At 42.5% G+C, this 23,355-nt stretch carries 22 protein-coding genes; 15 read left to right on the forward strand and 7 right to left on the reverse strand.

Annotated elements, in window-relative coordinates:
• Positions 1 to 52 precede the first annotated feature (52 nt).
• Positions 53 to 694 (forward strand): orotate phosphoribosyltransferase, encoded by a 642-nt coding sequence (pyrE, locus tag L2735_RS05485; RefSeq protein ID WP_248983747.1) that lies wholly within the window; start codon positions 53 to 55, stop codon positions 692 to 694.
• Positions 695 to 812: 118 nt separating this feature from the next.
• Here pyrE and folE read toward each other — a convergent pair whose 3' ends face one another.
• The 4 genes from folE to coaBC form a co-directional block, all read right to left on the reverse strand.
• Positions 813 to 1,466: a GTP cyclohydrolase I FolE gene (gene folE / locus L2735_RS05490; RefSeq protein ID WP_248983748.1), complete on the reverse strand. Its 654-nt coding sequence runs from the start codon at positions 1,464 to 1,466 to the stop codon at positions 813 to 815.
• Positions 1,467 to 1,763: 297 nt separating this feature from the next.
• The gene (gene slmA / locus L2735_RS05495) at positions 1,764 to 2,357 is read right to left on the reverse strand and encodes a nucleoid occlusion factor SlmA (protein ID WP_153914492.1); all 594 of its coding nucleotides are present in this window, start codon (positions 2,355 to 2,357) and stop codon (positions 1,764 to 1,766) included.
• A gap of 34 nt (positions 2,358 to 2,391) precedes the next feature.
• Entirely contained in the window at positions 2,392 to 2,850 is a 459-nt protein-coding gene (gene dut, locus L2735_RS05500) for a dUTP diphosphatase (protein WP_248983749.1), read from the reverse strand.
• Positions 2,847 to 4,040 (reverse strand): bifunctional phosphopantothenoylcysteine decarboxylase/phosphopantothenate--cysteine ligase CoaBC, encoded by a 1,194-nt coding sequence (gene coaBC / locus L2735_RS05505; RefSeq protein WP_248983750.1) that lies wholly within the window; start codon positions 4,038 to 4,040, stop codon positions 2,847 to 2,849. The genes dut and coaBC overlap by 4 nt, the downstream gene beginning before the upstream one ends.
• Positions 4,041 to 4,215: 175 nt before the next feature.
• On the opposite strand from coaBC, the gene radC reads away from it, so the two are divergent.
• From radC to L2735_RS05530, 5 genes are all read left to right on the forward strand, one after another.
• The gene (gene radC, locus L2735_RS05510; RefSeq protein ID WP_248983751.1) at positions 4,216 to 4,893 is read left to right on the forward strand and encodes a RadC family protein; all 678 of its coding nucleotides are present in this window, start codon (positions 4,216 to 4,218) and stop codon (positions 4,891 to 4,893) included.
• A 122-nt stretch (positions 4,894 to 5,015) separates the two neighbouring features.
• A complete protein-coding gene (gene rpmB, locus L2735_RS05515; protein WP_055025225.1) occupies positions 5,016 to 5,252 on the forward strand; it encodes a 50S ribosomal protein L28 in 237 nt (78 codons plus the stop codon).
• Between the two features lie 6 nt (positions 5,253 to 5,258).
• Positions 5,259 to 5,432, forward strand: a complete 174-nt coding sequence (gene rpmG / locus L2735_RS05520; RefSeq protein ID WP_011494790.1) for a 50S ribosomal protein L33 — start codon at positions 5,259 to 5,261, stop codon at positions 5,430 to 5,432.
• 613 nt (positions 5,433 to 6,045) lie between these two features.
• Positions 6,046 to 7,371, forward strand: a complete 1,326-nt coding sequence (argA, locus tag L2735_RS05525; RefSeq protein WP_248983752.1) for an amino-acid N-acetyltransferase — start codon at positions 6,046 to 6,048, stop codon at positions 7,369 to 7,371.
• Between the two features lie 117 nt (positions 7,372 to 7,488).
• A complete protein-coding gene (locus L2735_RS05530) occupies positions 7,489 to 8,010 on the forward strand; it encodes a PH domain-containing protein (RefSeq protein WP_248983753.1) in 522 nt (173 codons plus the stop codon).
• 28 nt (positions 8,011 to 8,038) lie between these two features.
• Here the strand turns inward: L2735_RS05530 and rarD are convergent, their stop codons facing one another.
• Positions 8,039 to 8,935 carry an EamA family transporter RarD gene (gene rarD, locus L2735_RS05535; protein WP_248983754.1) on the reverse strand — a complete coding sequence of 299 codons (897 nt, stop codon included), beginning with the start codon at positions 8,933 to 8,935 and terminating at the stop codon, positions 8,039 to 8,041.
• A 204-nt stretch (positions 8,936 to 9,139) separates the two neighbouring features.
• Positions 9,140 to 9,604, reverse strand: coding sequence for a thioesterase family protein (locus tag L2735_RS05540; protein ID WP_248983755.1), 465 nt, complete (start codon positions 9,602 to 9,604; stop codon positions 9,140 to 9,142).
• A gap of 192 nt (positions 9,605 to 9,796) precedes the next feature.
• On the opposite strand from L2735_RS05540, the gene recQ reads away from it, so the two are divergent.
• From recQ to glpK, 7 genes are all read left to right on the forward strand, one after another.
• Positions 9,797 to 11,671: a DNA helicase RecQ gene (gene recQ / locus L2735_RS05545; protein ID WP_248983756.1), complete on the forward strand. Its 1,875-nt coding sequence runs from the start codon at positions 9,797 to 9,799 to the stop codon at positions 11,669 to 11,671.
• Positions 11,672 to 12,651: 980 nt separating this feature from the next.
• Positions 12,652 to 14,220: a 2-isopropylmalate synthase gene (leuA, locus tag L2735_RS05550; RefSeq protein WP_248983757.1), complete on the forward strand. Its 1,569-nt coding sequence runs from the start codon at positions 12,652 to 12,654 to the stop codon at positions 14,218 to 14,220.
• Positions 14,217 to 15,311, forward strand: coding sequence for a 3-isopropylmalate dehydrogenase (leuB, locus tag L2735_RS05555; protein ID WP_248983758.1), 1,095 nt, complete (start codon positions 14,217 to 14,219; stop codon positions 15,309 to 15,311). The genes leuA and leuB overlap by 4 nt, the downstream gene beginning before the upstream one ends.
• Entirely contained in the window at positions 15,311 to 16,729 is a 1,419-nt protein-coding gene (leuC, locus tag L2735_RS05560) for a 3-isopropylmalate dehydratase large subunit (RefSeq protein WP_248983759.1), read from the forward strand. The genes leuB and leuC overlap by 1 nt, the downstream gene beginning before the upstream one ends.
• Before the next feature lie 23 nt (positions 16,730 to 16,752).
• On the forward strand, positions 16,753 to 17,358 hold the full coding sequence (gene leuD / locus L2735_RS05565; protein ID WP_248983760.1) for a 3-isopropylmalate dehydratase small subunit: 606 nt from the start codon (positions 16,753 to 16,755) through the stop codon (positions 17,356 to 17,358).
• A 592-nt stretch (positions 17,359 to 17,950) separates the two neighbouring features.
• Positions 17,951 to 19,309 (forward strand): outer membrane protein transport protein, encoded by a 1,359-nt coding sequence (locus L2735_RS05570; RefSeq protein ID WP_248983761.1) that lies wholly within the window; start codon positions 17,951 to 17,953, stop codon positions 19,307 to 19,309.
• 205 nt (positions 19,310 to 19,514) lie between these two features.
• Complete coding sequence (glpK, locus tag L2735_RS05575; RefSeq protein ID WP_248983762.1) at positions 19,515 to 20,999, forward strand: glycerol kinase GlpK; 1,485 nt, start codon at positions 19,515 to 19,517, stop codon at positions 20,997 to 20,999.
• Positions 21,000 to 21,143: 144 nt separating this feature from the next.
• On the opposite strand, the gene L2735_RS05580 is transcribed toward glpK, so the two are convergent.
• Positions 21,144 to 21,380, reverse strand: coding sequence for a hypothetical protein (locus L2735_RS05580; RefSeq protein WP_248983763.1), 237 nt, complete (start codon positions 21,378 to 21,380; stop codon positions 21,144 to 21,146).
• Between the two features lie 541 nt (positions 21,381 to 21,921).
• Between L2735_RS05580 and mraZ the strand changes: the two genes are divergently transcribed.
• Positions 21,922 to 22,380, forward strand: coding sequence for a division/cell wall cluster transcriptional repressor MraZ (mraZ, locus tag L2735_RS05585; protein WP_248983764.1), 459 nt, complete (start codon positions 21,922 to 21,924; stop codon positions 22,378 to 22,380).
• A gap of 22 nt (positions 22,381 to 22,402) precedes the next feature.
• Entirely contained in the window at positions 22,403 to 23,344 is a 942-nt protein-coding gene (rsmH, locus tag L2735_RS05590) for a 16S rRNA (cytosine(1402)-N(4))-methyltransferase RsmH (RefSeq protein WP_248983765.1), read from the forward strand.
• The last annotated feature ends 11 nt before the right edge of the window (positions 23,345 to 23,355 follow it).

Consider the following 23,355-nt stretch of genomic DNA (forward strand, 5'->3'; position numbering starts at 1 on the left):
GTATTTATTACAAAAAAGATTACCCAACAGATAACAGTGTTAAGGAGATAATGTGAAAGCATATCAACGTGAGTTTATTGAATTTGCTCTTGAGCGTCAGGTATTACGCTTTGGTGAGTTCACCTTAAAATCAGGCCGTACTAGCCCTTATTTTTTCAATGCGGGTTTATTTAACACAGGTCGTGATTTAGCGCGTTTAGGTCGTTTTTATGCTGCTGCATTAGTTGATTCTGGTATCGATTACGATTTAGTGTTTGGTCCTGCTTACAAAGGCATTCCGATTGCGACAACTACGGTTGTTGCTTTATGTGATCATCACGATGTGGATGTGCCATATTGCTTTAATCGTAAAGAGAAAAAACAGCATGGTGAAGGCGGCTCATTAGTGGGTAGCGAGCTTGCGGGTAAAGTGATGCTAGTGGATGATGTGATTACCGCGGGTACTGCTATTCGTGAGTCGATGGAAATCATTGCTGCACACGATGCAAGCTTAGCGGGTGTGTTAATTGCACTTGATAGACAAGAAAAAGGCAAAGGCGAATTGTCAGCGATTCAAGAAGTTGAACGCGACTTTGGCTGTGACATCGTGTCTATCGTTAAGCTGTCTGACTTGATCAGCTACTTATCTGAAAAACCAGGTATGGAAAAAGAGCTAGCGTCAGTGAGTGCTTACCGCGAGCAATACGGTATTTAATCTCTCATCTCACTTTACTAAAAGCTAAAAGCAAAAAGCCAGACTTGATGTCTGGCTTTTTTGATTCTGTCTATCACGTTCTAAAATATGCTTAATTTAATTCGTTTTAAAACTCAAACTAGCATTTTGATTGATGCAAGAATTCGGCACGTGTGGCTGGGTTAGATTTAAAAATCCCGCCTAATGCTGTGGTGGTGGTTGAGCTGGTGGAGTCCATCACGCCGCGCGATTTTACGCAGTAATGTACCGCATCCATTTTTACCGCCACATCTTTGGTTTCAAGCAAAGTTTGCAACGCAACCAGTACTTGTTGAGTCAGTCTTTCTTGCACTTGTGGGCGCTGGGCAAAGAAGCGCACAATGCGGTTAATCTTCGACAGGCCAATAATCTTAGTGCGCGGCAGGTAAGCAACTGTCGCAAAGCCATCAATGGTCACTAAGTGGTGCTCACAGGTGCTGGTAAGGCTAATGTCTTGTACTCGGACCATTTCATCAACGCCCATCTTATTATCGATGACAGTGATTTTAGGGAAGTTTTGGTAATCAAGACCAGAGAAGATCTCATCCACATACATTTTGGCAATACGGCGAGGCGTATCCATTAAGCTATCGTCTGACAAGTCTAACGCCATTAACGTCAGTACTTCTTTCATGTGATGCTCAATCTTTTCTTTACGCTCTTCTGCAGTTCGAGTTTGCGGCAACATTGGGGTTTCAAGCCCTTGTTCAGTCAGTGCTGCTTTAACTTTTAACGCGGCTTCACTTAATGCCATCTTATCCTCCAACCACAGGGGCAATACGTATTACTGAGTGTATGTTATAAATCGCCTTGTTGCTGACGAAGCAAATTTACTTGTGCTTAATGCGTAGCAATCATAAGGGATGGGGATAATAGCGTGATTTGAGTCAAATTAATATTATTGAAATAAAAAAGGCCGACCTTTTTAGTCAAGTATTTGTTTTATGCTTGTTTTGAAAACCACTGATGCGGATGAGATATTAATTTGAGGGATTAAAAAAGCACTCTATTGAGTGCTTTAATTGCTGCTATTTATTAGCTGCACTATTTATCAGCTCCGCAGTAGCTGTTGCTGAACAAACTGCCATTGCTCATCGAAATGTTCAGTTGGCTTTTGTTTAAACTCACTGCGAACAAATTGAGCTATTCTGCCTTCTGCGATGGCGAGTAATAAGTTGGCTAAGATGGCTTCATCTAAGCTAAAGCCATGACCTTCACGTAAGGTTTTTTCACGGAGGATTTGTTTTATTTGAGTTTCAATTTTAGCGAATAAGCCGCTAATACGGCTACGTAAACGCTCATTTTCACCTAATAACGCATCACCATTAAGTACTCGCGAAATACCAGGGTTACGTTCTGAAAAGACCAGTAATAGCTGCAGCACTAGCTCACAGCGTTTCATGGTGTCTTTCTCTTCATCCATGATGATGTTCAATCTAGATAAAATGGCATCTTCGATGAACTCGATTAAGCCTTCAAACATTCTTGCTTTACTTGGGAAGTGGCGATAAAGCGCCGCTTCAGAAACACCAACTTCCGCTGCCAATTTAGCAGTGGTGATACGTTGGCCAGGGCTGGTTTCCAGCATGTGCGCGAGACATTGTAAAATGTGCTCACGACGGTTTATTTTTGGGCTAGCCGCCATTTGTTATTCCTAGGCTTGTGACTACTTGTAAAGGTTACTTGGTACCTGAGTGACCAAATCCGCCTTCACCACGATCTGAGGTATCAAACTCATCGACTAAGGTAAATTGTGCTTGTACGACAGGGACAAATACCAGCTGAGCTAATCTGTCGCCGATTTCTAATGTAAATGGCTCATCGCTGCGATTCCAGCAAGACACCATTAATGGGCCTTGATAATCAGAGTCGATTAAGCCCACTAAGTTACCAAGTACAATACCGTGTTTATGGCCTAAACCTGAGCGCGGCAAAATCACGGCTGCAAGACTTGGGTCGGCAACATGCACGGCAATACCTGTAGGGATCAGGACGGTTTTACCAGGTTCGATAACCATAGTGGTATCTATCATGGCGCGTAAGTCCATACCTGCACTGCCTGGTGTGGCATAGTTTGGCAACGGAAACTCTCCGCCAATGCGAGAGTCGAGTAACTTAAGTTCTACAGGTGTTTTCATGATGTTTTAATTTTTGTCGCTATCAGAGTAAGTAATTGTTTTGCAAGCGTCAGTTTATCGGTTACAGGCAGTTGTTGACTACCATCTTTCCAAAAAACATGTAGCGCATTAGCATCAGCGTTAAAACCAAGGCCTGCTATTGATACGTCGTTAGCGGCAATTAAGTCCAACTTTTTACGTTCAAGCTTGCCACGGGCATATTCTTCTACGTTATCGGTCTCTGCAGCAAAACCTACAGTAAAAGGTCGTTTAGTCAGTGCTGAAACGCTGGCTAAGATATCAGGGTTACGCACAAGCGCAAGCTGCATATTTTCTGATGACTTCTTAATTTTCGACTCGGCAACTTCAGCAAGTCGATAATCTGCTACTGCAGCGCAGCCAATAAAAATATCTTGGTTATCAACATTATCCATTACTGCATTAAGCATGTCTTGGGCTGACTCGACATCAACACGCTTTGCACCAAGTGGTGTTGCTAAGTTAACGGGTCCAGTGACTAAGGTGACTTCAGCGCCCATTTGGGTTGCTGCAGCGGCGAGGGCAAAGCCCATTTTGCCAGAGCTGTGGTTCGAAATGTATCGCACTGGATCGATAGGTTCGCGCGTTGGGCCTGCAGTTAGCAGTAGTTTATGACCTGTTAGTGGTTTAGGGCCAAAGAATTGCACCAATTGCTCGGCAATGGCTAGAGGTTCTTGCATGCGTCCTGGGCCGACTTCGCCACAGGCTTGGTCGCCACTGGCAGGGCCCCACACCGTGATGCCTTTGCGAGCGACATTAGCAAGATTTTCTTGGGTCGCTTGATTACGATACATCTGCTGATTCATTGCTGGGCAAATAATTACAGGCGCTTCGGTTGCTAAGCATGTGGTGGTTAATAGCTCATCAGCCATGCCAGCGTTAATACGAGCAATTAAATTAGCCGTGGCAGGGGCTACGATTACCACATCAGCCCAACGTGCTAACTCAATATGTCCCATTGCCGCTTCTGCTGCCGGATCAAGCAAATCTGAGGCAACAGGATGGCCTGACAAGGCTTGAATGGTTAGCGGAGTAATAAACTCCATTGCACTCTGGCTCATCACCACACGGACATCTGCGCCGCGTTCTTTAAGACGACGAATTAAATCAGCGCTTTTATACGCTGCAATACCGCCACCAATTCCTAAAAGGACTTTTTTATTTGTCAGCATGTTTTGCTCAATCCTGCTATTCGCTTTATTGCCGCTACGATATCACAAACGGCTTTAATGGGGATGATCCGAAATTAAAATTTTAGGCCATACTCATTGCTCAACGGAGTTAATTTTAGTTTGTTAACAGCAAAACTAATTATGAATATATAGCCCAATAAACAAGGGAGTGTTTATGGCAATTAAAGATTGGCCTGATGGAGAAGGCCCGAGAGATAAATTATTAAAGCACGGTGCAGGGCATTTATCTGATGCTGAGCTTTTGGCGGTGTTATTACGTAACGGATTAGCAGGACATAATGCGGTCGATTTAGCGCGAGGGATGATCAGTCGATTTGGTGGATTAAGGCCATTATTTGCAGCGCCCAAGTCTCAAGTGTGTCAGTTGGCGGGTATTGGGCCGGTAAAATATGCGCAATTACAGGCGGCATCGGAGATTTCTAAGCGAATTTTCGAAGAAAATATGAATAGAGGACAAATTTTAATAAATCCTGATTTAACTCGGGACTATTTAATGAGACAATTAGCAGACCGATCCTATGAAGTGTTCGCGTTATTATTGTTGGATAGCCAACATAGAGTGATTCAGTTTGTAGAATTATTCCGCGGAACGATTAATTCGGCATCAGTTTATCCACGTGAAGTGGTGACGCTTGTGCTGGAGAAAAAGGCTGCGGCAGTCATAGTGTGTCACAATCACCCGTCTGGCATTGCAGAGCCAAGTCAGGCAGATCGGCAAATTACTGACAGATTAAAAAAAGCCCTCTCGACTATCGATGTTTCCCTTTTGGATCATATGGTTGTAGGCGATCAAGAGATAGTTTCCTTCGCTGAACGCGGATGGATATTATAAACAATACTTGATCTTAGTTTTGTTATCGTGTATAAAATGCGCCCTCTTTGTGCCTCGGGCGACGGCCACACGAGGCACATAAATGCTCGAGCGTTTTAAAATTGTTTTTGGAGAAGATTGACATGTCAAGAGTATGCCAAGTTACTGGCAAGAAGCCTATGGTTGGTAACAACCGTTCGCACGCTAAAAATTCGACTCGTCGTCGTTTTTTACCTAACCTACAAAACCACCGTTTTTGGTTAGAAGAAGAAAAACGCTTCGTGCAACTACGTGTATCTACTAAAGGTATCCGTATCATCGACAAAAAAGGTATTGAAGTTGTAGTTAAAGAACTTCGTGCCCGCGGCGAGAAGGTATAATAGAAAATGGCTAAATCTAAAGGTAATCGTGAGAAGATCAAATTAGTATCTAGTGCTAAAACTGGTCACTTCTACACTACTGAAAAAAATAAGCGTAACATGCCTGAAAAAATGGAAATCAAGAAATTTGATCCAGTTATTCGTCAGCACGTTATGTACAAAGAAGCTAAAATCAAGTAATTGATTTTGTTCTTTTGAAAAGCCCCTTTATTGGGGCTTTTTTTTGGCCTTTTTTTACCCTTTGCTTATCTAATTCTTCCTTTCTGAGTGTTACGTCCCTAAATCTTCCCTTGTCTTATCAGAACTTTACCCGCCATCACTGAAACGTCTGATGAAAACTAGCAAGATAACTTTACAGTGCGTTAGTAGGTTAAACCTTTATTCGACTTTAATTTGTCATCTTGCGTCTCTAGGCTGCCGCTTTGTGAGTCTAAAGGCAAGTGGTATGAAAACAAGCTAGGTTTATAGCTAGTGCTGCCAAAGCATTTAAAGCAGCTACTTTGCTGTTTATGTTCAAGCTTATGAGCCCACAAATATACTAGAAGTGTCGCCTATTCATAGGTCGCGAATTCAGCATTTAAGCTTGTTAACGCAATTTGGAGCAATGAACTTACTTAATTTAACTGCTTACAGTTAGACAGATTCAATAAGTATTCATGAGTTAAAGATTAAAAAGTCATTATCAATACGATATAAAGCTTTTAAAGTGAATTTAAATGCAATAATATTGATTAATTATATTTATTGGCGGGTTTGCTAATAAAACCGATTCGATTACTTGTTAGGGGTTAATGTGCCTTTAAGAACCACAGAGCTTGTTGATGGGTTCCGTCATTCAGCACCATACGTTAATGTTCACAGAGGAAAAACCTTTGTGGTTATGCTGGGCGGAGAAGCGTTATTACATAACCAATTTCGCGGCATTTTAAATGATGTTGCATTATTGCATTCACTCGGTATCAAAGTGGTATTGGTGTATGGTGCGAGGCCGCAAATTGATGCAGCGCTTCATGACGCAAACATTGAACCTTCTTATCACAATGGCGTCCGTATCACTGATGAAGACTCGCTAAAAGTGATTAAGCAAGTTGCGGGTGCGGTGCAGTTTGATATTACCGCAAGGCTATCTATGAGCCTAGGTAATACGCCGATGCAAAATGCACAAATTAACCTAGTCAGCGGCAATTTTGTCATTGCTCAGCCTCTTGGGATTGATGATGGCGTTGATTTTTGTCTGACCGGTAAAGTACGCCGTATTGATACCCAAGGACTTGAGCGTCAGCTAAACAACAATTGTATTGTACTAATGGGCCCTATGGCGGTGTCAGTAACCGGTGAGAGCTTTAATTTAACTGCTGAAGAGGTTGCCACCCAAGTGGCGATAAGATTAAAAGCAGACAAGATTATCGGCTTTAGTAGCACGCACGGTATTCTAGACCAAGCGGGTGAAGTGATTGCTGAACTTATGCCAAATGGTGCGCAAACCATTTGGGATGAGATGAACCAATCGGGCCAAGCTTGTGTGGGCACTATGGCGTTCTTAAAGGCCAGTATTGATGCATGTCGAAATGGGGTGCCTCGCTGTCACTTAGTCAGTTACCTTGAAGATGGTACTTTGCTGCAAGAGCTATTCTCCCGTGAAGGTATTGGTACTCAAATCGTTACCGAAAGTGCTGAACGGTTAAGACGGGCTAACATTGGCGATATTGGTGGGGTACTGGATTTAATCCGTCCGTTAGAAGAACAAGGCATTTTAGTGCGTCGTTCACGTGAGCAGTTGGAAATGGAAATTGAGCAGTTCATGCTGATTGAACGTGATAGCTTAGTTATTGGTTGTGCTGCGTTGTATCCGTTTGAAGAAGATAATGCCGGAGAGTTTGCGTGCTTGGTGGTGCATCCTGATTATCGCGATGCCGATCGCGGCAGTGTGTTACTGAATAATATTATCGGTCAAGCCAGAGTGCGCGGGTATTCACGTTTGTTTGCGTTAACCACGCGCAGTATTCATTGGTTCTTAGAGCATGGATTTAATATCGTTGATGTTGATGCGCTGCCGAATGTGAAAAAGCAGTTATATAACTTCCAGCGTAAATCAAAAATTTTAGCGTTAGATTTATAAGCCTAAAAATTTTAGGGTAATAAAATGCCACTTCATGGTCATGCATGGGTGGCATTTTTGTTATGCTCGACAAAAATAACAGCTCGCTATTAAAACTTATAAGCCTTTGGGAAAATGATGAATATTGAACTTGCTGGACTCTCTAGTAATGCCATGGCGAATTTTATTGGCTTGTTAATTGGCTTAGTGCTGTTAACGATACTGCTGAAAGTAAAAAAATTACCAAGTGCGGCGTTTTATTCGAGCTTAGGGATCATTATTGCGGTATTCGCTTTGTTTTCGCTGACCTTGTATCAATCGAGTCAAGCAAGGGTATCTGTGAGTCAGTCGGGCGCAGTTGAGGTGAATATTCCATTATATGGTCAAGAGTTTGAGGCAGGTGAGGTGGATTGGCAGCAAGCGCAGTTAATCAACCTATCTCAGGCGCCTCAATTCACCCCTAGTAGACGAACTAACGGTCTAGGCTTAACAGGATACTCTTTGGGGTGGTTTACGCTTAAAAATGACCACAAGGCGTTGGTATCGGTGACGAGTAATGAGCAAGTGCTTTTGGTGCCAACAGACAAAGGTTATTTGCTGCTGTTATCAGTGGAAAACCCGCAAGCAGCCATGACCAAAATCGCTGCTTTGCAGGAATAGTTGAAGCCAGCTTTTTTGAGCTGACCCCCTAAGTTTGCTTGATGCGACGTCTACGTTGCAATGCCATATCGGCAGTAAAGATAATTAACGCACTCCAAATAAAGCCAAAGGTGATGCCTTTTTCAATATCGAAGGGTTCCTTGTATAAAAATATCGCCAGAATAAACATGATACTCGGGCCAATATATTGGAAGAAACCTAGCATAGACAACGGAATACGCATCGCAGCGCCTGCAAAACATAATAGAGGCACTGTGGTGACAATACCGGCAGCGATAAGGGTTAAGTTCATCGTCATGTCGTTGGTGAATATGTTGGCAGTGGCAGTGTCTATGGTCAGCATTAAATAACCTAACGCCACTGGCAGTAAAATAGCCGTTTCAACCAATAAACCTGTTTTAGCATCAATGTTGACCTTCTTGCGCAATAAGCCATAAAAACCAAAAGAACAGGCTAAAGCTAGTGATACCAATGGAATTGAACCAAACGAGATAAGCTGAAATAACACGCCAATACTGGCAAGCGCGACAGCCACCCACTGTAATTTTCGTAAGCGCTCAGACAAGAACACCATGCCAAGTAACATATTGAATAATGGGTTAATAAAATAGCCTAAGCTAGCATCTAGAATGTGGTCATTATTAATCGCCCAAATGAAAATCAGCCAATTAGCAGCAATCAGTATTGAGGTTACTGTTAACACCAGCAGTTGCTTGGGCTGTTTCAGAACAAGTTTCAGGCGCGAGAACCCACCGATAAACTGCATTAAGATAATGATGAAGAAAAATGACCACACCACACGGTGAGCCAAGGTTTCAAATGCAGAAACATCGCTTAATAATTTAAAATAAAGTGGTGCTATTCCCCAAAGGAAATAGGCACAAATGGCAAGGGCTATGCCTTTACGGTGTTCAAGATCTTGCATGGAACCCACAACGCAGAAAAAAGAGAGGGCGATTGTAGGTTGCTGGGGAGGATCACTCAAGTTATTCGGATAATCATTTTGTTCATTTGCCTAACTGGCATGTGATGAACTAGTACCATTTGGGCTAGTTCATCGTAGTTAGCGCCTAGTCTCTTGTATTAATCCATCATTCTAGCGCTTAGCCCATCATATGAGTCCACGATATTAGCCGACCATGTAAGTACCTGTGCCAAAGGCCAAGTGGGTTCCTTCTTCATTATGCAGCTCCATCCGACAAACTGACACACGATTGCCTGAGCGAATAACACAACCTGTGCCAGTAAACACTTCGCCGCGACCCGGACGTAAAAAATCCACCCGCATATCAATGGTGCCTAAAGTGGTTAAGCGTTTTTCTAATTGCTCGATGGTCCAATCCTCACGACTTGAGACTAACCCTGAAAATGCGGTTAAACCTCCAACCACATCCAATAAAGTAGCCGTTACGCCGCCATGAAGAATGTTTTGGTGAATATTACCGATGAGTTCGAGTTTCATACGAATGACAACTTCCACGCCTTCAGTATCATAGCGCTTAATTTCTAATCCCAATAGGTTATGAAATGGAACATGTTTATCAAATATTTCAGCAACTTGCTTTAGCGCATTTAATTGAATTTCTGTTGTCATGAATGGCCTTTATTATTTTAGTTTCATGTCGTTACGCATGATTGCTCCTTGATAGAGTATTTAATCTAACTTAATTAGCTTTATAAAATCAATGATGCATATTTGAGCAGTTAGTTTCGGGTTTACCACATTGCATCGAGACATCTGCACAGCAGTGCTTTAAAATGACGCTCGTTATCTTCAGCCCAAAAAATGGACAGTCCTATTTCAAGCTCAAGCCAAGCAGTAGATCAAATCGAAGTCACACCCAACGCGACTCAGCATGAAGCGCAGGATGTGCTTGGGCATCAGTTACAGCAAATTTTTGGTTATCGTGACTTTCGTGAAGGACAGCGGGAGATCATTGAGCAGACGCTAAGTGGCCAAGATACCTTAGTGATTATGCCTACTGGTGGCGGCAAGAGTATGTGCTACCAACTGCCAGCGTTAATCTTACCTGGGCTGACTGTGGTGGTTTCGCCACTGATTTCATTGATGAAAGATCAAGTTGATAGCTTGACTCAATCGGGTGTCGCAGCGGCTTACTTGAATTCATCATTGCCTCGTGATGAAACCGTATCGATTTTACGTCGTTTGCATCAAGGCGAGATTAAACTGCTTTATGTTTCACCTGAGCGATTATTAAGGCCAGATTTTATTGAGCGGTTGCATGAGCTCAATGTGTCGTTGTTTGCCATTGATGAAGCCCATTGCATCAGTCAGTGGGGACACGACTTTAGACCAGAATATGCCGCGCTTGGTCAGTTGAAAGAAATATTCCCTTATATTCCGCTAATGGCGCTTACTGCAACGGCCGATCAGGCTACACGCGATAGCATTTGCCAGCGTTTGCGCATTAATCCATTTTGTTTATTATCCAGTTTTGATCGACCTAATATTCGCTACACAGTGGTTGAAAAACTCAATGCTGCTAATCAGCTCAAACAGTTTTTACAGCTGCAAAAAGGAAGTAATGGCATTATTTATTGCAGCAGCCGTCGCCGAGTCGATGAGGTGGCTGATCGCTTAAAACTGCAAGGTTTCAGCGCTGCGGCATATCACGCAGGTATGAGCCAAGAAGAACGCATTGATATTCAAGATAAGTTTTTAAAAGACAAAATCGATATTGTGGTCGCGACAGTGGCTTTTGGTATGGGGATTAACAAGTCCAATGTACGCTTTGTGGTGCATTACGATATTCCTAAAAGCGTCGAGTCTTATTATCAAGAAACCGGTCGTGCTGGCCGTGATGGTTTAGATGCTGAAGCTTACATGCTATTTGACCCTGCAGATATTGGTCGTGTGAAGCACTTGATTGAGCAGTCAGAACCAGGCCCTCAGCAAGATGTCGAGTTTCACAAAATGAATACCATGGCAGCCTTTGCAGAAGCGCAAACCTGTCGTCGCCAAGTGTTACTGCATTATTTTGACGAAAGCGCTGATAAGCCATGCGGTAACTGCGATGTGTGTATTGATCCGCCTAAGAAATATGATGGCACTGAAGATGCTAAAAAGGTGCTTTCTTGTATCTTTAGGCTTAAACAATATTTTGGTGTGAATCAGGTCATTGACGTATTGCGTGGCTCAAAAGCCGCTAACGTGATGGATCGTGGCCATAACAAATTATCCACTTGGGGTATTGGCAAAGATCAGAGTCATGAGTATTGGTTATCGGTCACCCGCCAGCTGATCCATTTAGGTTTAGCGAGCCAAGACATTACCCGTGGTTCATCGGTTAAGCTTAATGAGTCAGCAAGACCCGTGTTACGTGGAGAGGTGAAGCTAAAACTTGCAGAGCCTCGTATTCAGTTAGTGACCACCAAGCGCCGCAACAGTTCATCTCGTGCACCGCAGCAATATGACCGTAAACTGTTTGCTCGCCTTAAACTACTGCGCCGTGAGTTGGCTGAAGAACACGACGTACCCCCGTATTTGGTGTTCAATGATGCAACCTTAGCCGAAATGTCAGCCATGGTACCGACTAGTGCGGGTGAGATGTTGGCTGTGAATGGTGTTGGTGAGCGTAAATTGAGCCGCTTTGGTAATGCCTTTTTAGATGAAATCAGCCAATACTTGATTGAAAACTAAATTGCTCTAGCTGTTGTAAATCAATGTCATCACAGGCCCTAGTAACAGCTCTTGTTGCCGAAAAACAATAGGAATAACTAACCTGAGCTCGGGATAACAACTTGCTTTCTAGAGGTTATTTTTACTGATAACGGCGTTAAATTTGTTTGCAATAGGCCAGCTATTGACGCACAAATTTGCCTTGTTCTAAGCAAAAATATCTCTCTAGAATAAGATTGAAAGCAAACATGTAATAATTCAACAGTTTAACTAACTTCTTATCCCGAGTTCAGGTTAACTAAGTTCAGTATTCACTGAGTGCTATGTCTCTATTTTCGAACAATCATCTTTTCTGACAAATTCCTATCTATGCTTGCAGATACTGCAATCGCATTAAGCTAGTTTCATATTTGATATAACAATTTTTGTTTAGTCGCTTTCAATTTTTTTATGCAAGTTTTATCCATTGATGTGACTATTTTCAACCACGGTAAAATTGAGTGAAAATAAATGCTTAAATCAGTGTATATCAAGCTTTACGGCACGATACATAGCTCAAATGAATTGGTTTAACTCAATTTGTGGTGGGCAAACCTACAACATTATGTTTGCTAATGGCTAAAAGATGAATAAATTGGGGTTGACACAGCAGGCTGGTCACGTTAAAAAGTGGGTATAGAAAATTTTAATTTAAGAATAATTAGTTAACTTTAATGAATATTTATAGTGGTAACATTCTCCTAGGTCTCCTTCTTCTCTTACGCAATATTTGCGCGGAGTCCTTTGTGTTACTTGCTAAATAAGTTTACTGGCATTCACAAACCCCGCGCTAACAGCCGCGGGGTTTTTTGTTTCTAACACCGATTGATTTTAAAAACTGACAATTTAAACGAACATTTACAGCTAACGAATTGGATTTAAGTATTACCAAGTCACAGGATGAAATCGTTAGCTAGGCGAGCAAACTTTTACGTGAACTATAGGTTCGATGGAGAAAACTGATGTCCAATAGAGTCATAATATTTGATACCACATTGAGAGACGGCGAACAGGCGTTAGCAGCAAGTTTAACTGTGAAAGAAAAGCTTCAAATCGCACTGGCGCTTGAACGCTTGGGTGTTGATGTTATGGAAGTGGGTTTCCCTGTGTCATCGCCTGGTGATTTCCAGTCGGTACAAACCATTGCTAAAACGATTAAAAATAGCCGTGTTTGTGCCTTATCTCGTGCACTTGAAAAAGACATTGACGCTGCCGCTCAAGCCATGGCTGTTGCTGATCAGTTCCGAATTCATACCTTTATTTCCACTTCGACCATTCACGTTGAGAGCAAGTTAAAGCGCTCGTTTGACGATGTATTAGAAATGGCCGTAAGCGCGGTTAAATATGCGCGCCGTTTTACTGATGATGTTGAGTTTTCTTGTGAAGATGCCGGTCGTACTCCCATTGATAACTTGTGCCGCATGGTAGAAGAAGCCATTAAAGCGGGCGCACGTACCATTAATATCCCTGATACTGTGGGTTACACTGTGCCGAGTGAATTTGGCGGTATTATTCAAACCTTATTTAATCGCGTACCTAATATCGACCAAGCGGTGATCTCGGTACATTGTCACGATGACCTAGGTTTGTCTGTGGCGAATTCGATTACTGCGGTTGAGCATGGTGCTCGTCAAATTGAGTGTACCGTGAATGGTATTGGTGAGCGTGCGGGTAATTGTTCATTAGAAGAAATCGCGATGATCCTTGCGACACGTAAGAATTTATTGGGCCTTGAAAGTAATATCAATGCCAAAGAAATTCACCGTACTTCATCGCTTGTGAGTCAGCTATGTAACATGCCTATTCAAGCTAACAAAGCTGTGGTGGGAACTAATGCATTTTCTCATTCATCAGGTATTCACCAAGATGGCATGCTAAAAGCCAAGAATACTTATGAAATCATGACACCAGAAAGCATAGGTTTGAACCGTAACAACTTGAATATGACTTCTCGTTCAGGCCGCCATGTGATTAAACACCGTATGGAAGAAATGGGCTACAAAGAAACCGATTACGATATGGATACTTTGTACGAACAATTCTTGAACTTGGCAGATAAGAAAGGCCAAGTGTTTGATTACGATCTTGAAGCGTTAGTGTTCATGGAAGCGCAAACTCAAGATGATGATAACTATTCGCTGCAGCACTTAATGGTGCATTCAGATTCAACTGAAGGTGTGGCAACAGCAACCGTGCGTATTGTGGTCGATGGTAAAGAAATTACCGAAGCAGCCACAGGTAATGGCCCAGTCGATGCGGCGTATAACGCCATTGCACGTGCAACAAATCGCACCATTAATATTACTAATTACAAATTAGGTGCTAAAGGCGAAGGCCAAAATGCACTCGGTCAGGTGGATATTACTGCTGAATACAATAAGCAGACATTCCACGGGGTCGGCTTAGCGACAGATGTGGTTGAGTCATCAGCACAAGCTTTAGTGCATGTGATGAACTTGACCTACCGCGCCGATAAGGTCGCTGATTTTAAACAACAGATTCATAAAGATAGGGAGTTAGGTGGAGTATGAGTTATCAAGTAGCAGTATTAGCAGGTGATGGTATTGGTCCTGAAGTCATGGCTGAGGCACGTAAAGTGCTTAAAGAAGTAGAAGCCAGATTCGAACTAGACATTGAATATGCTGAGTACGATGTCGGTGGTATTGCCATTGATAACCATGGTTGCCCACTGCCAGATTCAACTTTAAAAGGCTGTGAAGCTTCAGATGCCGTGCTATTCGGTAGTGTTGGAGGTCCTAAATGGGAACATTTAGCGCCTAACGATCAACCTGAGCGTGGGGCATTATTGCCACTTCGTGGTCACTTCGATTTATTCTGTAATTTACGTCCTGCCAAGTTACATACTGGGCTTGAACACATGTCGCCGCTGCGCAGTGATATTTCGTCTCGTGGTTTTGACGTGTTATGTGTCCGCGAATTAACGGGTGGCATTTACTTTGGTAAGCCAAAAGGTCGCCAAGGTGAAGGGCCTGACGAAGAAGCGTTCGATACTATGCGTTATAGCCGACGTGAAATCGAACGTATTGCTCGCATTGCATTTGAAGCAGCCGAAGGCCGCAGCAAGAAAGTCACGTCAGTTGATAAAGCTAACGTTTTAGCCTGTTCAGTATTGTGGCGTGAAGTGGTTGAAGGTGTTGCTAAAGATTTCCCTGATGTCGAGCTTGAGCATATCTATATTGATAACGCGACTATGCAGCTGTTACGTCGCCCAAATGAATTTGATGTCATGCTATGTTCAAACTTATTTGGTGACATTATTTCTGATGAAATTGCCATGTTGACTGGTTCTATGGGCTTATTGTCGTCAGCCAGTTTAAATAGTTCTGGCTTTGGTATGTATGAGCCTGCTGGTGGTAGTGCCCCAGATATTGCAGGGCAAGGTATTGCTAATCCAGTAGCACAAATTTTATCAGCGGCGTTATTACTGCGTCATAGTTTAAAACTTGAAGATGCGGCAAGTGCTATTGAACGCGCAGTGACAAAAGCACTTTCACAAGGTTATTTAACCGGTGAACTATTGGGTGCTGATGAACGTCATAATGCCAAATCAACCAGCCAAATGGGTGACTTTATCGCTAACGCTGTTAAGGAAGGTGTCTAATGGCTTCTCAAGTAAGTGCTGCTCAAACTCTATATGAAAAAGTATGGGATGCGCATGTATTAGCATCACCAGAAGCGGAGGCGCCGATTATTTATGTCGACCGTCACCTTGTTCATGAAGTGACATCGCCACAAGCATTCAGTGGTTTAAAAACCGCAGGTAGAAAGTTGCGTGCGCCGCAAAAAACCTTCGCGACCATGGATCATAACATCTCTACCTTGAGCGCAAGCCTTGATGCAATGAGCCCAATGGCACGTATTCAAGTGGAAACCTTAGCGCAAAACTGTAAAGAGTTTGGCGTCAAGCTTTATGACATTCATCATCCAAACCAAGGTATTGTCCATGTAATGGGCCCTGAGCTTGGTATTACCCTACCGGGTACAGTGATTGTTTGTGGTGACTCACATACCGCGACACATGGTGCATTTGGTGCATTAGCATTTGGTATTGGTACTTCTGAAGTTGAGCACGTTTTAGCTACCCAAACCTTACGTCAGTTAAAAGCCAAAACCATGAAAGTGGAAGTTCGTGGTCAAGTCGCTGAAGGCATTACCGCAAAAGATATCGTACTGGCGATTATTGGTCGTTTAGGTATGGATGGCGGTACAGGTTACGTGGTTGAGTTTTGTGGCGAAGCTATTGAAGCCTTATCAATGGAAGGTCGTATGACCTTATGTAACATGGCTATCGAAATGGGCGCAAAAGCAGGTATGGTTGCGCCAGATCAAACTACATTTGATTACCTTGAGGGCCGCGAATTTTCACCAAAAGGCGATGATTGGGACCAAGCAGTTAAAGATTGGACAGCTCTGAAAACAGATGCGGGTGCCACGTTTGATGCCGAAGTTATCCTTGAAGCCGCTGATATTGCGCCGCAATTAACTTGGGGAACAAACCCAGGCCAAGTGGTATCGATTGATGCTGAAGTGCCAAACCCTGCCACAGAATCTAACGCGACTGTGCGTGGCAGCATGGAAAAAGCACTTGAATATATTGGCCTGACTTCAGGCACTAAAATGGTCGATATTCCGATCAATAAAGTGTTTATTGGCTCGTGTACAAACTCTCGTATCGAAGATTTACGTGCTGCAGCCCATCACGCTAAAAACCGTAAAGTCGCAGATGGCGTTGTTGCCATTGTGGTTCCTGGTTCTGGCCAAGTGAAGTTGCAGGCAGAAGCAGAAGGTTTAGATAAAGTCTTTTTAGAGGCGGGTTTTGAATGGCGCTTACCGGGTTGTTCAATGTGTTTGGCAATGAATGATGACCGCTTAGAAGCAGGCGATCGCTGCGCATCGACCAGTAACCGTAACTTTGAAGGCCGACAAGGCCGTGGTAGTCGAACTCACTTAGTGAGCCCAGCGATGGCAGCGGCAGCTGCGATTGCAGGCCACTTTGTTGATATTCGTAAGCCTTACTAACCGTCAACCCAAAGGACAAACAGATGCAAGCTTTTACACAACATACTGGTCTAGCGGTGGCGATTGATAGCGCTAATATCGATACTGACCAAATTATTCCGAAGCAATTTTTATCAAAAGTGACCCGTGATGGCTTTGGAGTGCACTTATTCCATGACTGGCGTTATTTAGATGAAGCAGGTGAGCAAGATAACCCGACATTCTCGCTAAACTTACCACGCTATAAAGGAGCTTCGGTATTATTGGCTCAAGAAAACTTTGGTTGTGGTTCAAGCCGTGAACATGCGCCATGGGCGTTAGCTGATTTTGGTTTACGAGTGGTGATAGCACCTACATTTGCCGATATCTTTTACGGTAACTCAATCAATAACGGTTTATTGCCTGTAAAGCTGACCCATGATCAAGTTAATCAGCTAATGGCAGAAGTTGAAGCCACTGAAGGTGCTAATATTACTGTTGATTTAGAGTCATTAACTGTGACATCTCCATCTGGTAGCGAGTTCAGTTTTACTATTGCAGAATCTGCAAGACACAAGCTGTTAAACGGATTAGATGCTATTGGATTAACGCTTGAATATGCGGCGGCCATTAGTGATTACGAAACAAGCATTCCTGCTTGGCGAGCTTAATAGCGAATAGTAGATAGTAAAAGGCGTGTCATTTATTAGCTTAATCAGAGTGCCGAGTTAAGCTATTTTTTGATTAGGAAATGCGTCATTATTTAAGTGATAAGATTTAAGCGTACACCTGTACCAAGTTTATATTAGTTAAAGCCTCTACTGGATTCAGTAGAGGCTTTTTTATTGCAATAAGAAAATGATGTCGCAATAAGGCTATGAATTTAAATGATATATCTATAATTGGTTTCTGTTTGGTAAAAACTTAGTTTAAATCACTATCAATTTAAGCGTACTGGTGTTTAACATATTAAACCTTATATCTATATGATAAATATATATTTAATCTTTCTGTTGTTGATGTGTGACACAAGTCTTAGCGAATAAATTATTCAAAATGGGTTTGTTTGGGTAATTGCTGTGTGACTTGGGTCACTTAAAATATTTAGTATTTGTCTTTTTGTAGTTATTTACTCTGTTTTATGGCTTTTGGTTGTAAATTTATTCTGTATCAGTAGACTTGCCGCGATTTCAAATGGAGCAATTGCTCTAATGATGTAAGAGATTAGGCAAACATAAGATTTGCTATATACAGGGACTAATAATGAAAAAAACAATATTGACTGTGGCAGTTAGTGCCATGCTTTTCGGGGCAACGACTCAAGTGAATGCGGCTGGTTTTCAGTTAGCTGAATATTCTTCGACTGGTTTAGGCCGTGCTTTCGCTGGTGAAGCTGCCATGGCAGACAATGCAGCAGCTCAAGCTAGAAACCCTGCAATGTTAACTTACCTTGAAGGCCGTCAGCTTTCTGGTGGTGCTATTTATGTCATGCCAAATGTTGATGTTGTTGGTGATGTTAGCATTAGCTCTCCATTGTTAGGTCCAGATCCTATTTCAATGCCTGCTGATGCTATCGACTTCGCTGGCAGTGCAGTTGTGCCTAATTTCTATTATTCAAATCAGCTTAATGATCAATGGACTTGGGGTTTAGCCGTAAACTCTAACTATGGTCTAGCAACCGAGCTTGACGCGACTCATCCCGCTGCACTTTTTGGTGATGAAACTGGTATTACAACAGTTGAGTTCAATCCGAATATTGCTTACAAAATCAATGAAGCATTTAGTGTAGGTGCAGGTTTTCGTATTGTTTATGGTGAAGGCCATGTCGGCGCATCAATGCCAGGTTGGATTGACGGTGTAAAACAAGCGGTACCAGATTTAGCGCCAATGCTTCCTGAAGCTGGTGCAAGTCTGAAGTACATGGAAGGTGATGATATTGCTTTCGGTTGGCAGTTAGGTACGAGCTGGCAAATCAATGAGACTCACCGTTTAGGTTTTGCTTATCATAGTGGTGTTGAATTAGAGCTTGATGGTCATGCTTCTGGTTTACTTTATGATGGCGGCCAAGATGTTTACATCGAAGGTTACTTACCTATCGAATTGCCTGCATTTGCAGAGCTTGCGTCGCATCATCAATTCACTGACAACTGGGCAATGCACGCAAGTGTTAATTGGACTCAGTGGAGCACGTTTGAAGAGTTAGTTGCTTATTTCCCTGGTGATATTAAGCCAATCGATCCTGAAACAGGGTTGCCAATTGAGTCTGACTTAGTAAAAGAAGAGAACTTTAAAGATAACTGGCGCTTTGCATTAGGCACCACTTACCAGTTGAATGACAAGTGGTTAGTACGTGGTGGTATGGCATTAGATAAAGGTGCTGCGCAGGACGAATACCGTTCGACGACTATTCCTGATTCTGACCGTTTATGGTTTAGTGCGGGTGCTGGCTACCAAGCGACTCAAAATCTAACAGTTGATTTTGCCGTAACTTATATTAAAGGTGTGGGTGATGCACCGATTGACGAAACTCAAGACTTATTGGGTTTAGCGTCGGTTAACTACAGCGGTGATGTTGAAGCTGACGTATGGTTAGTTGGTGTTCAATTTAGCTACAAGATGTAGTTTGTTGGCGTAAATTGCTGATTTAGATTTAAGCCTCGCAAATGCGGGGCTTTTTTATGTTTGTTATATACATCTTATTTCAATAACTTGCATTACATCTGCTATCAGGCTTGTGATTGAGCAGTATCCGTCTTAACTTATTATGATAAAGCAATTAAGGTGCAGAGATATTTATTACAGCACCACCTGCATTGATAGGCTAATCATGAATTCGAAGAAATATGTTATCGCGCTCGACCAAGGCACAACCAGCTCAAGAGCTATCGTTTTTGATCATAAAGCCAATATGGTGGCTGTATCCCAACGCGAGTTTACCCAAATATACCCTCAAGCCGGCTGGGTTGAGCATGATCCGATGGAGATTTGGTCATCTCAAAGCTCGTCGTTAATCGAGGTGTTAGCAAGAGCTGGGATCAGTTGTGATGATGTTGCCGCAATCGGTATCACTAACCAGCGTGAGACAACTGTTGTATGGGATAAACATACAGGTAAACCGATCCATAATGCGATTGTATGGCAGTGCCGCCGCAGCCAAGCTATCTGCCAGCAATTTAAAGCTGACGGATTAGAGAATTATATAAAATCGGCCACAGGCTTAGTGTTAGATCCTTACTTTTCAGCAAGTAAAATTAAGTGGTTACTGGATAATGTTGAAGGTGCCCGTGAGAAAGCGGAAGCGGGTGACTTACTATTTGGCACCATTGACACTTGGTTGGTGTGGAAACTCACCCAAGGTAAAGTGCATGTCACTGAACCGACAAATGCATCCCGCACTATGCTGTTTAATATTCATCAGCAGCAATGGGATGAAAAGCTACTGCAGGCTTTTGATATTCCTCGCGCTATGCTTCCTGAAGTTAAGCCCTCTTGTGCAGTTTACGGCACAACCAGTATTGCAGGAGGTGAGATTGCCGTAGCAGGCATGGCGGGCGATCAGCAGTCAGCGCTGTTTGGTCAACTGTGTTTTGAACCTGGCATGGCCAAAAATACCTATGGTACTGGCTGTTTCTTATTGATGAATACCGGCGAGAAAGCGGTAGCTTCTACCCATGGCATGTTGACCACCATAGGTATAGGTGGTGATTTATCGGTTAATTATGCTCTAGAAGGCGCGGTATTTATGGGCGGCGCAGTGATCCAGTGGCTGCGTGATGAAATGGGCTTAATTCAAGATGCACAAGATACTGAGTACTTTGCCAATAAAGTGGCAGACACCCATGGTGTTTATTTAGTGCCGGCCTTTGTCGGTTTAGGCGCGCCTTACTGGGATGCCGATGCCCGAGGGGCCATTGTGGGATTAACCCGTGGCGTTAACCGAAGCCATATTATTCGCGCCGCATTAGAAGCCATTGCTTATCAAAGTAAAGACTTACTGGAAGCGATGAGCCAAGACTCTGGTGTTGAGCTTAAACAAATAAGGGTTGATGGTGGCGCCGTTGCTAATGACTTCTTAATGCAGTTTCAAGCTGATATCAGTGATGTTGATGTTATTCGACCTCAAGTGACAGAAACCACTGCGATGGGCGCTGCTTATCTTGCTGGATTAGCCGTTGGGTTCTGGCAATCAACTGATGAACTTAAGAACATTGCTATTACTGATAAACAATTCTCTGCGCAAATGGATGACGCTGTGAGAACAGACTTATATCAAGGTTGGCAGAAGGCGGTACAGCAAACTATTGCAAAATAATAGCTCAGGTTAATCTGCAATTGCTCAAGTCGGTATTCGGTTGAATTTAACCGTTTTGAAGTGTTGGTATTAAGGTGATTAGGCTTTAATACCTAATTGCTGAAGCTCTGAGATATTCGAGGTTTAACTTCTATATCTGGCAAATTAAACCTCGATATCGATGTGTTTAATGATTGAGTCGTCACCAGACTGCTTAGAAGCTTTACTTGAGCTAGTACTTTTTTGCGCTAACTTGTTTTCTGGTGGTAGTTGAGATTGAGGCGCTTCATGACTGTCAGCGGAGATAGAATCACTATCGCTGACTTTTTTAACATTTCTTTTTACTCCATCTACCTGTCGTGGTGGTCTGGCGGTAATGGCATAAATACTGTCTAAACTCATTTTAGCCTCCTCAATCAAAATGCACGTTATCTACTACACGTTATCTACTAACTATTAGTATATCGACAATTATTAGTTTATCGGCAATTGTTGATTAATATTTAATCTATTTATTTTAAATTACTTAAAATGTTAAGCCGTTTCAATTTAGGAGCGATATCTGAAATACTTGGCAGATATTATTTTCAGAAAGTGAGCTATCCCACATTGGATGGATATTTATCAATTAATAATTCAGCTTAGATCGATGCTTATTGTTATTTTTATATGAAAAAAGTCACATTTTAGATCAAATTCCCCACATTTATTACTGATATGAATGCTGTTATGTCTATGGTTTCGTTCATTTACCCGCCTATAAACCACTTTTCTCCACCTCGAACTCCTTAATAATAAATTGCTGCTAACCCGCTTCAGAACTGGATTTAATTAATGTTCTCATCCCTTGACAATACTTGTGTTGTATCCCTAAACTTAAGGGTTGTGGGGAATTGTGGATATTTGTGGGATTTTTAATAACAATTAATAGGAATTAATCACTGTGTTTCGGGGTGCTAGTGCGATAAACATGGATGCAAAAGGGCGGATCGCTATTCCAATGCGATACCGAGAATCCTTGCGTTCTGAGCACGAAGGTATCGTTGTTATTACAGTAGATATTCAATCGCATTGTTTATTGATCTATCCGATCCACGAATGGGAATTGATAGAAGCAAAGTTAATGCAGCTATCTGACACCGACAAAGTTGAACGCTCCATGAAACGAAGATTATTAGGCCACGCTCATGAATGTGAGTTAGATGGTAATGGACGCGCGCTTGTTCCTCCAGCTTTAAGACAGTATGCAGGGTTACAAAAGAAAACCATGCTGGTGGGCTTATTGAACAAGTTTGAATTGTGGGATGAGGCCGCTTGGCAGACACAAATGGATGAAAGCCATGAGTTGATCCAAGCTGAAGATCTCGCTAACCATGAAAGATTAGCTAATTTTTCATTATAAATAACCAATTAAGAAGAGTGTGATGAGCCAAGAATTTGCCCATTTATCTGTACTACTAAAAGAAACCGTTGACGGTTTGAATATCCATGAAGATGGCATCTATATCGATGGCACTTTTGGACGTGGTGGTCATTCTAGGCATGTGCTGAGTCAACTCGGTGAAAATGGTCGCTTGATTGCTATCGATCGCGACCCTCAAGCAATTGAAGCTGCAAAACAGTTTGCTGACGATCCTCGCTTTCAGATTGTTCATGGTGGATTTGGTCAGTTGGCTGAATATGTTACTGAGCTAGGCCTAAAAGGCAAAATCAATGGTGTGTTACTGGATCTCGGTGTGTCGTCACCGCAATTAGATGATGCTGAGCGTGGATTTAGCTTTTTACGCGATGGGCCATTAGACATGCGTATGGATAACAGCCAAGGCCAAACTGCTGCCCAGTGGATTGCGAAAGCTGATATTGAAGATATGGCTTGGGTATTTAGAACCTATGGTGAAGAGAAAAACTCGCGCCATATTGCTCGTTGTATTGCGGCTGACCGTGATGAAAAGCCTTTTCTAAGAACCAAAGATTTAGCTGATTTAATTGCTCGTATTACTAAAAATAAAGAGCGTAACAAGCATCCTGCTACTCGTGTTTTCCAAGCGATTCGAATTTATATCAACAGTGAGCTTGAGCAAATCGAGCAAGCATTAGAAGGTGCTGTTGAAGTACTGGCGCCTGAAGGTCGCTTGTCTGTGATCAGTTTCCATTCGTTAGAAGATCGAATGGTGAAACGCTTTATTCGTAAGAATAGCCAAGGTGAGAGTGTGCCACATGGCCTGCCAATCACTGAAGCTGAAATCAATAAATCAAGAAAGCTTAAATCTATGGGTAAGGCAATGAAGCCTTCAGATATTGAGATTGAGCAAAACCCTCGTGCACGTAGTTCGGTACTTCGTGTCGCGCAGCGTCTTGATTATTAACAGTAAATGAT

This window comes from Shewanella olleyana (assembly GCF_023283825.1).
Lineage (GTDB): Bacteria > Pseudomonadota > Gammaproteobacteria > Enterobacterales > Shewanellaceae > Shewanella > Shewanella olleyana.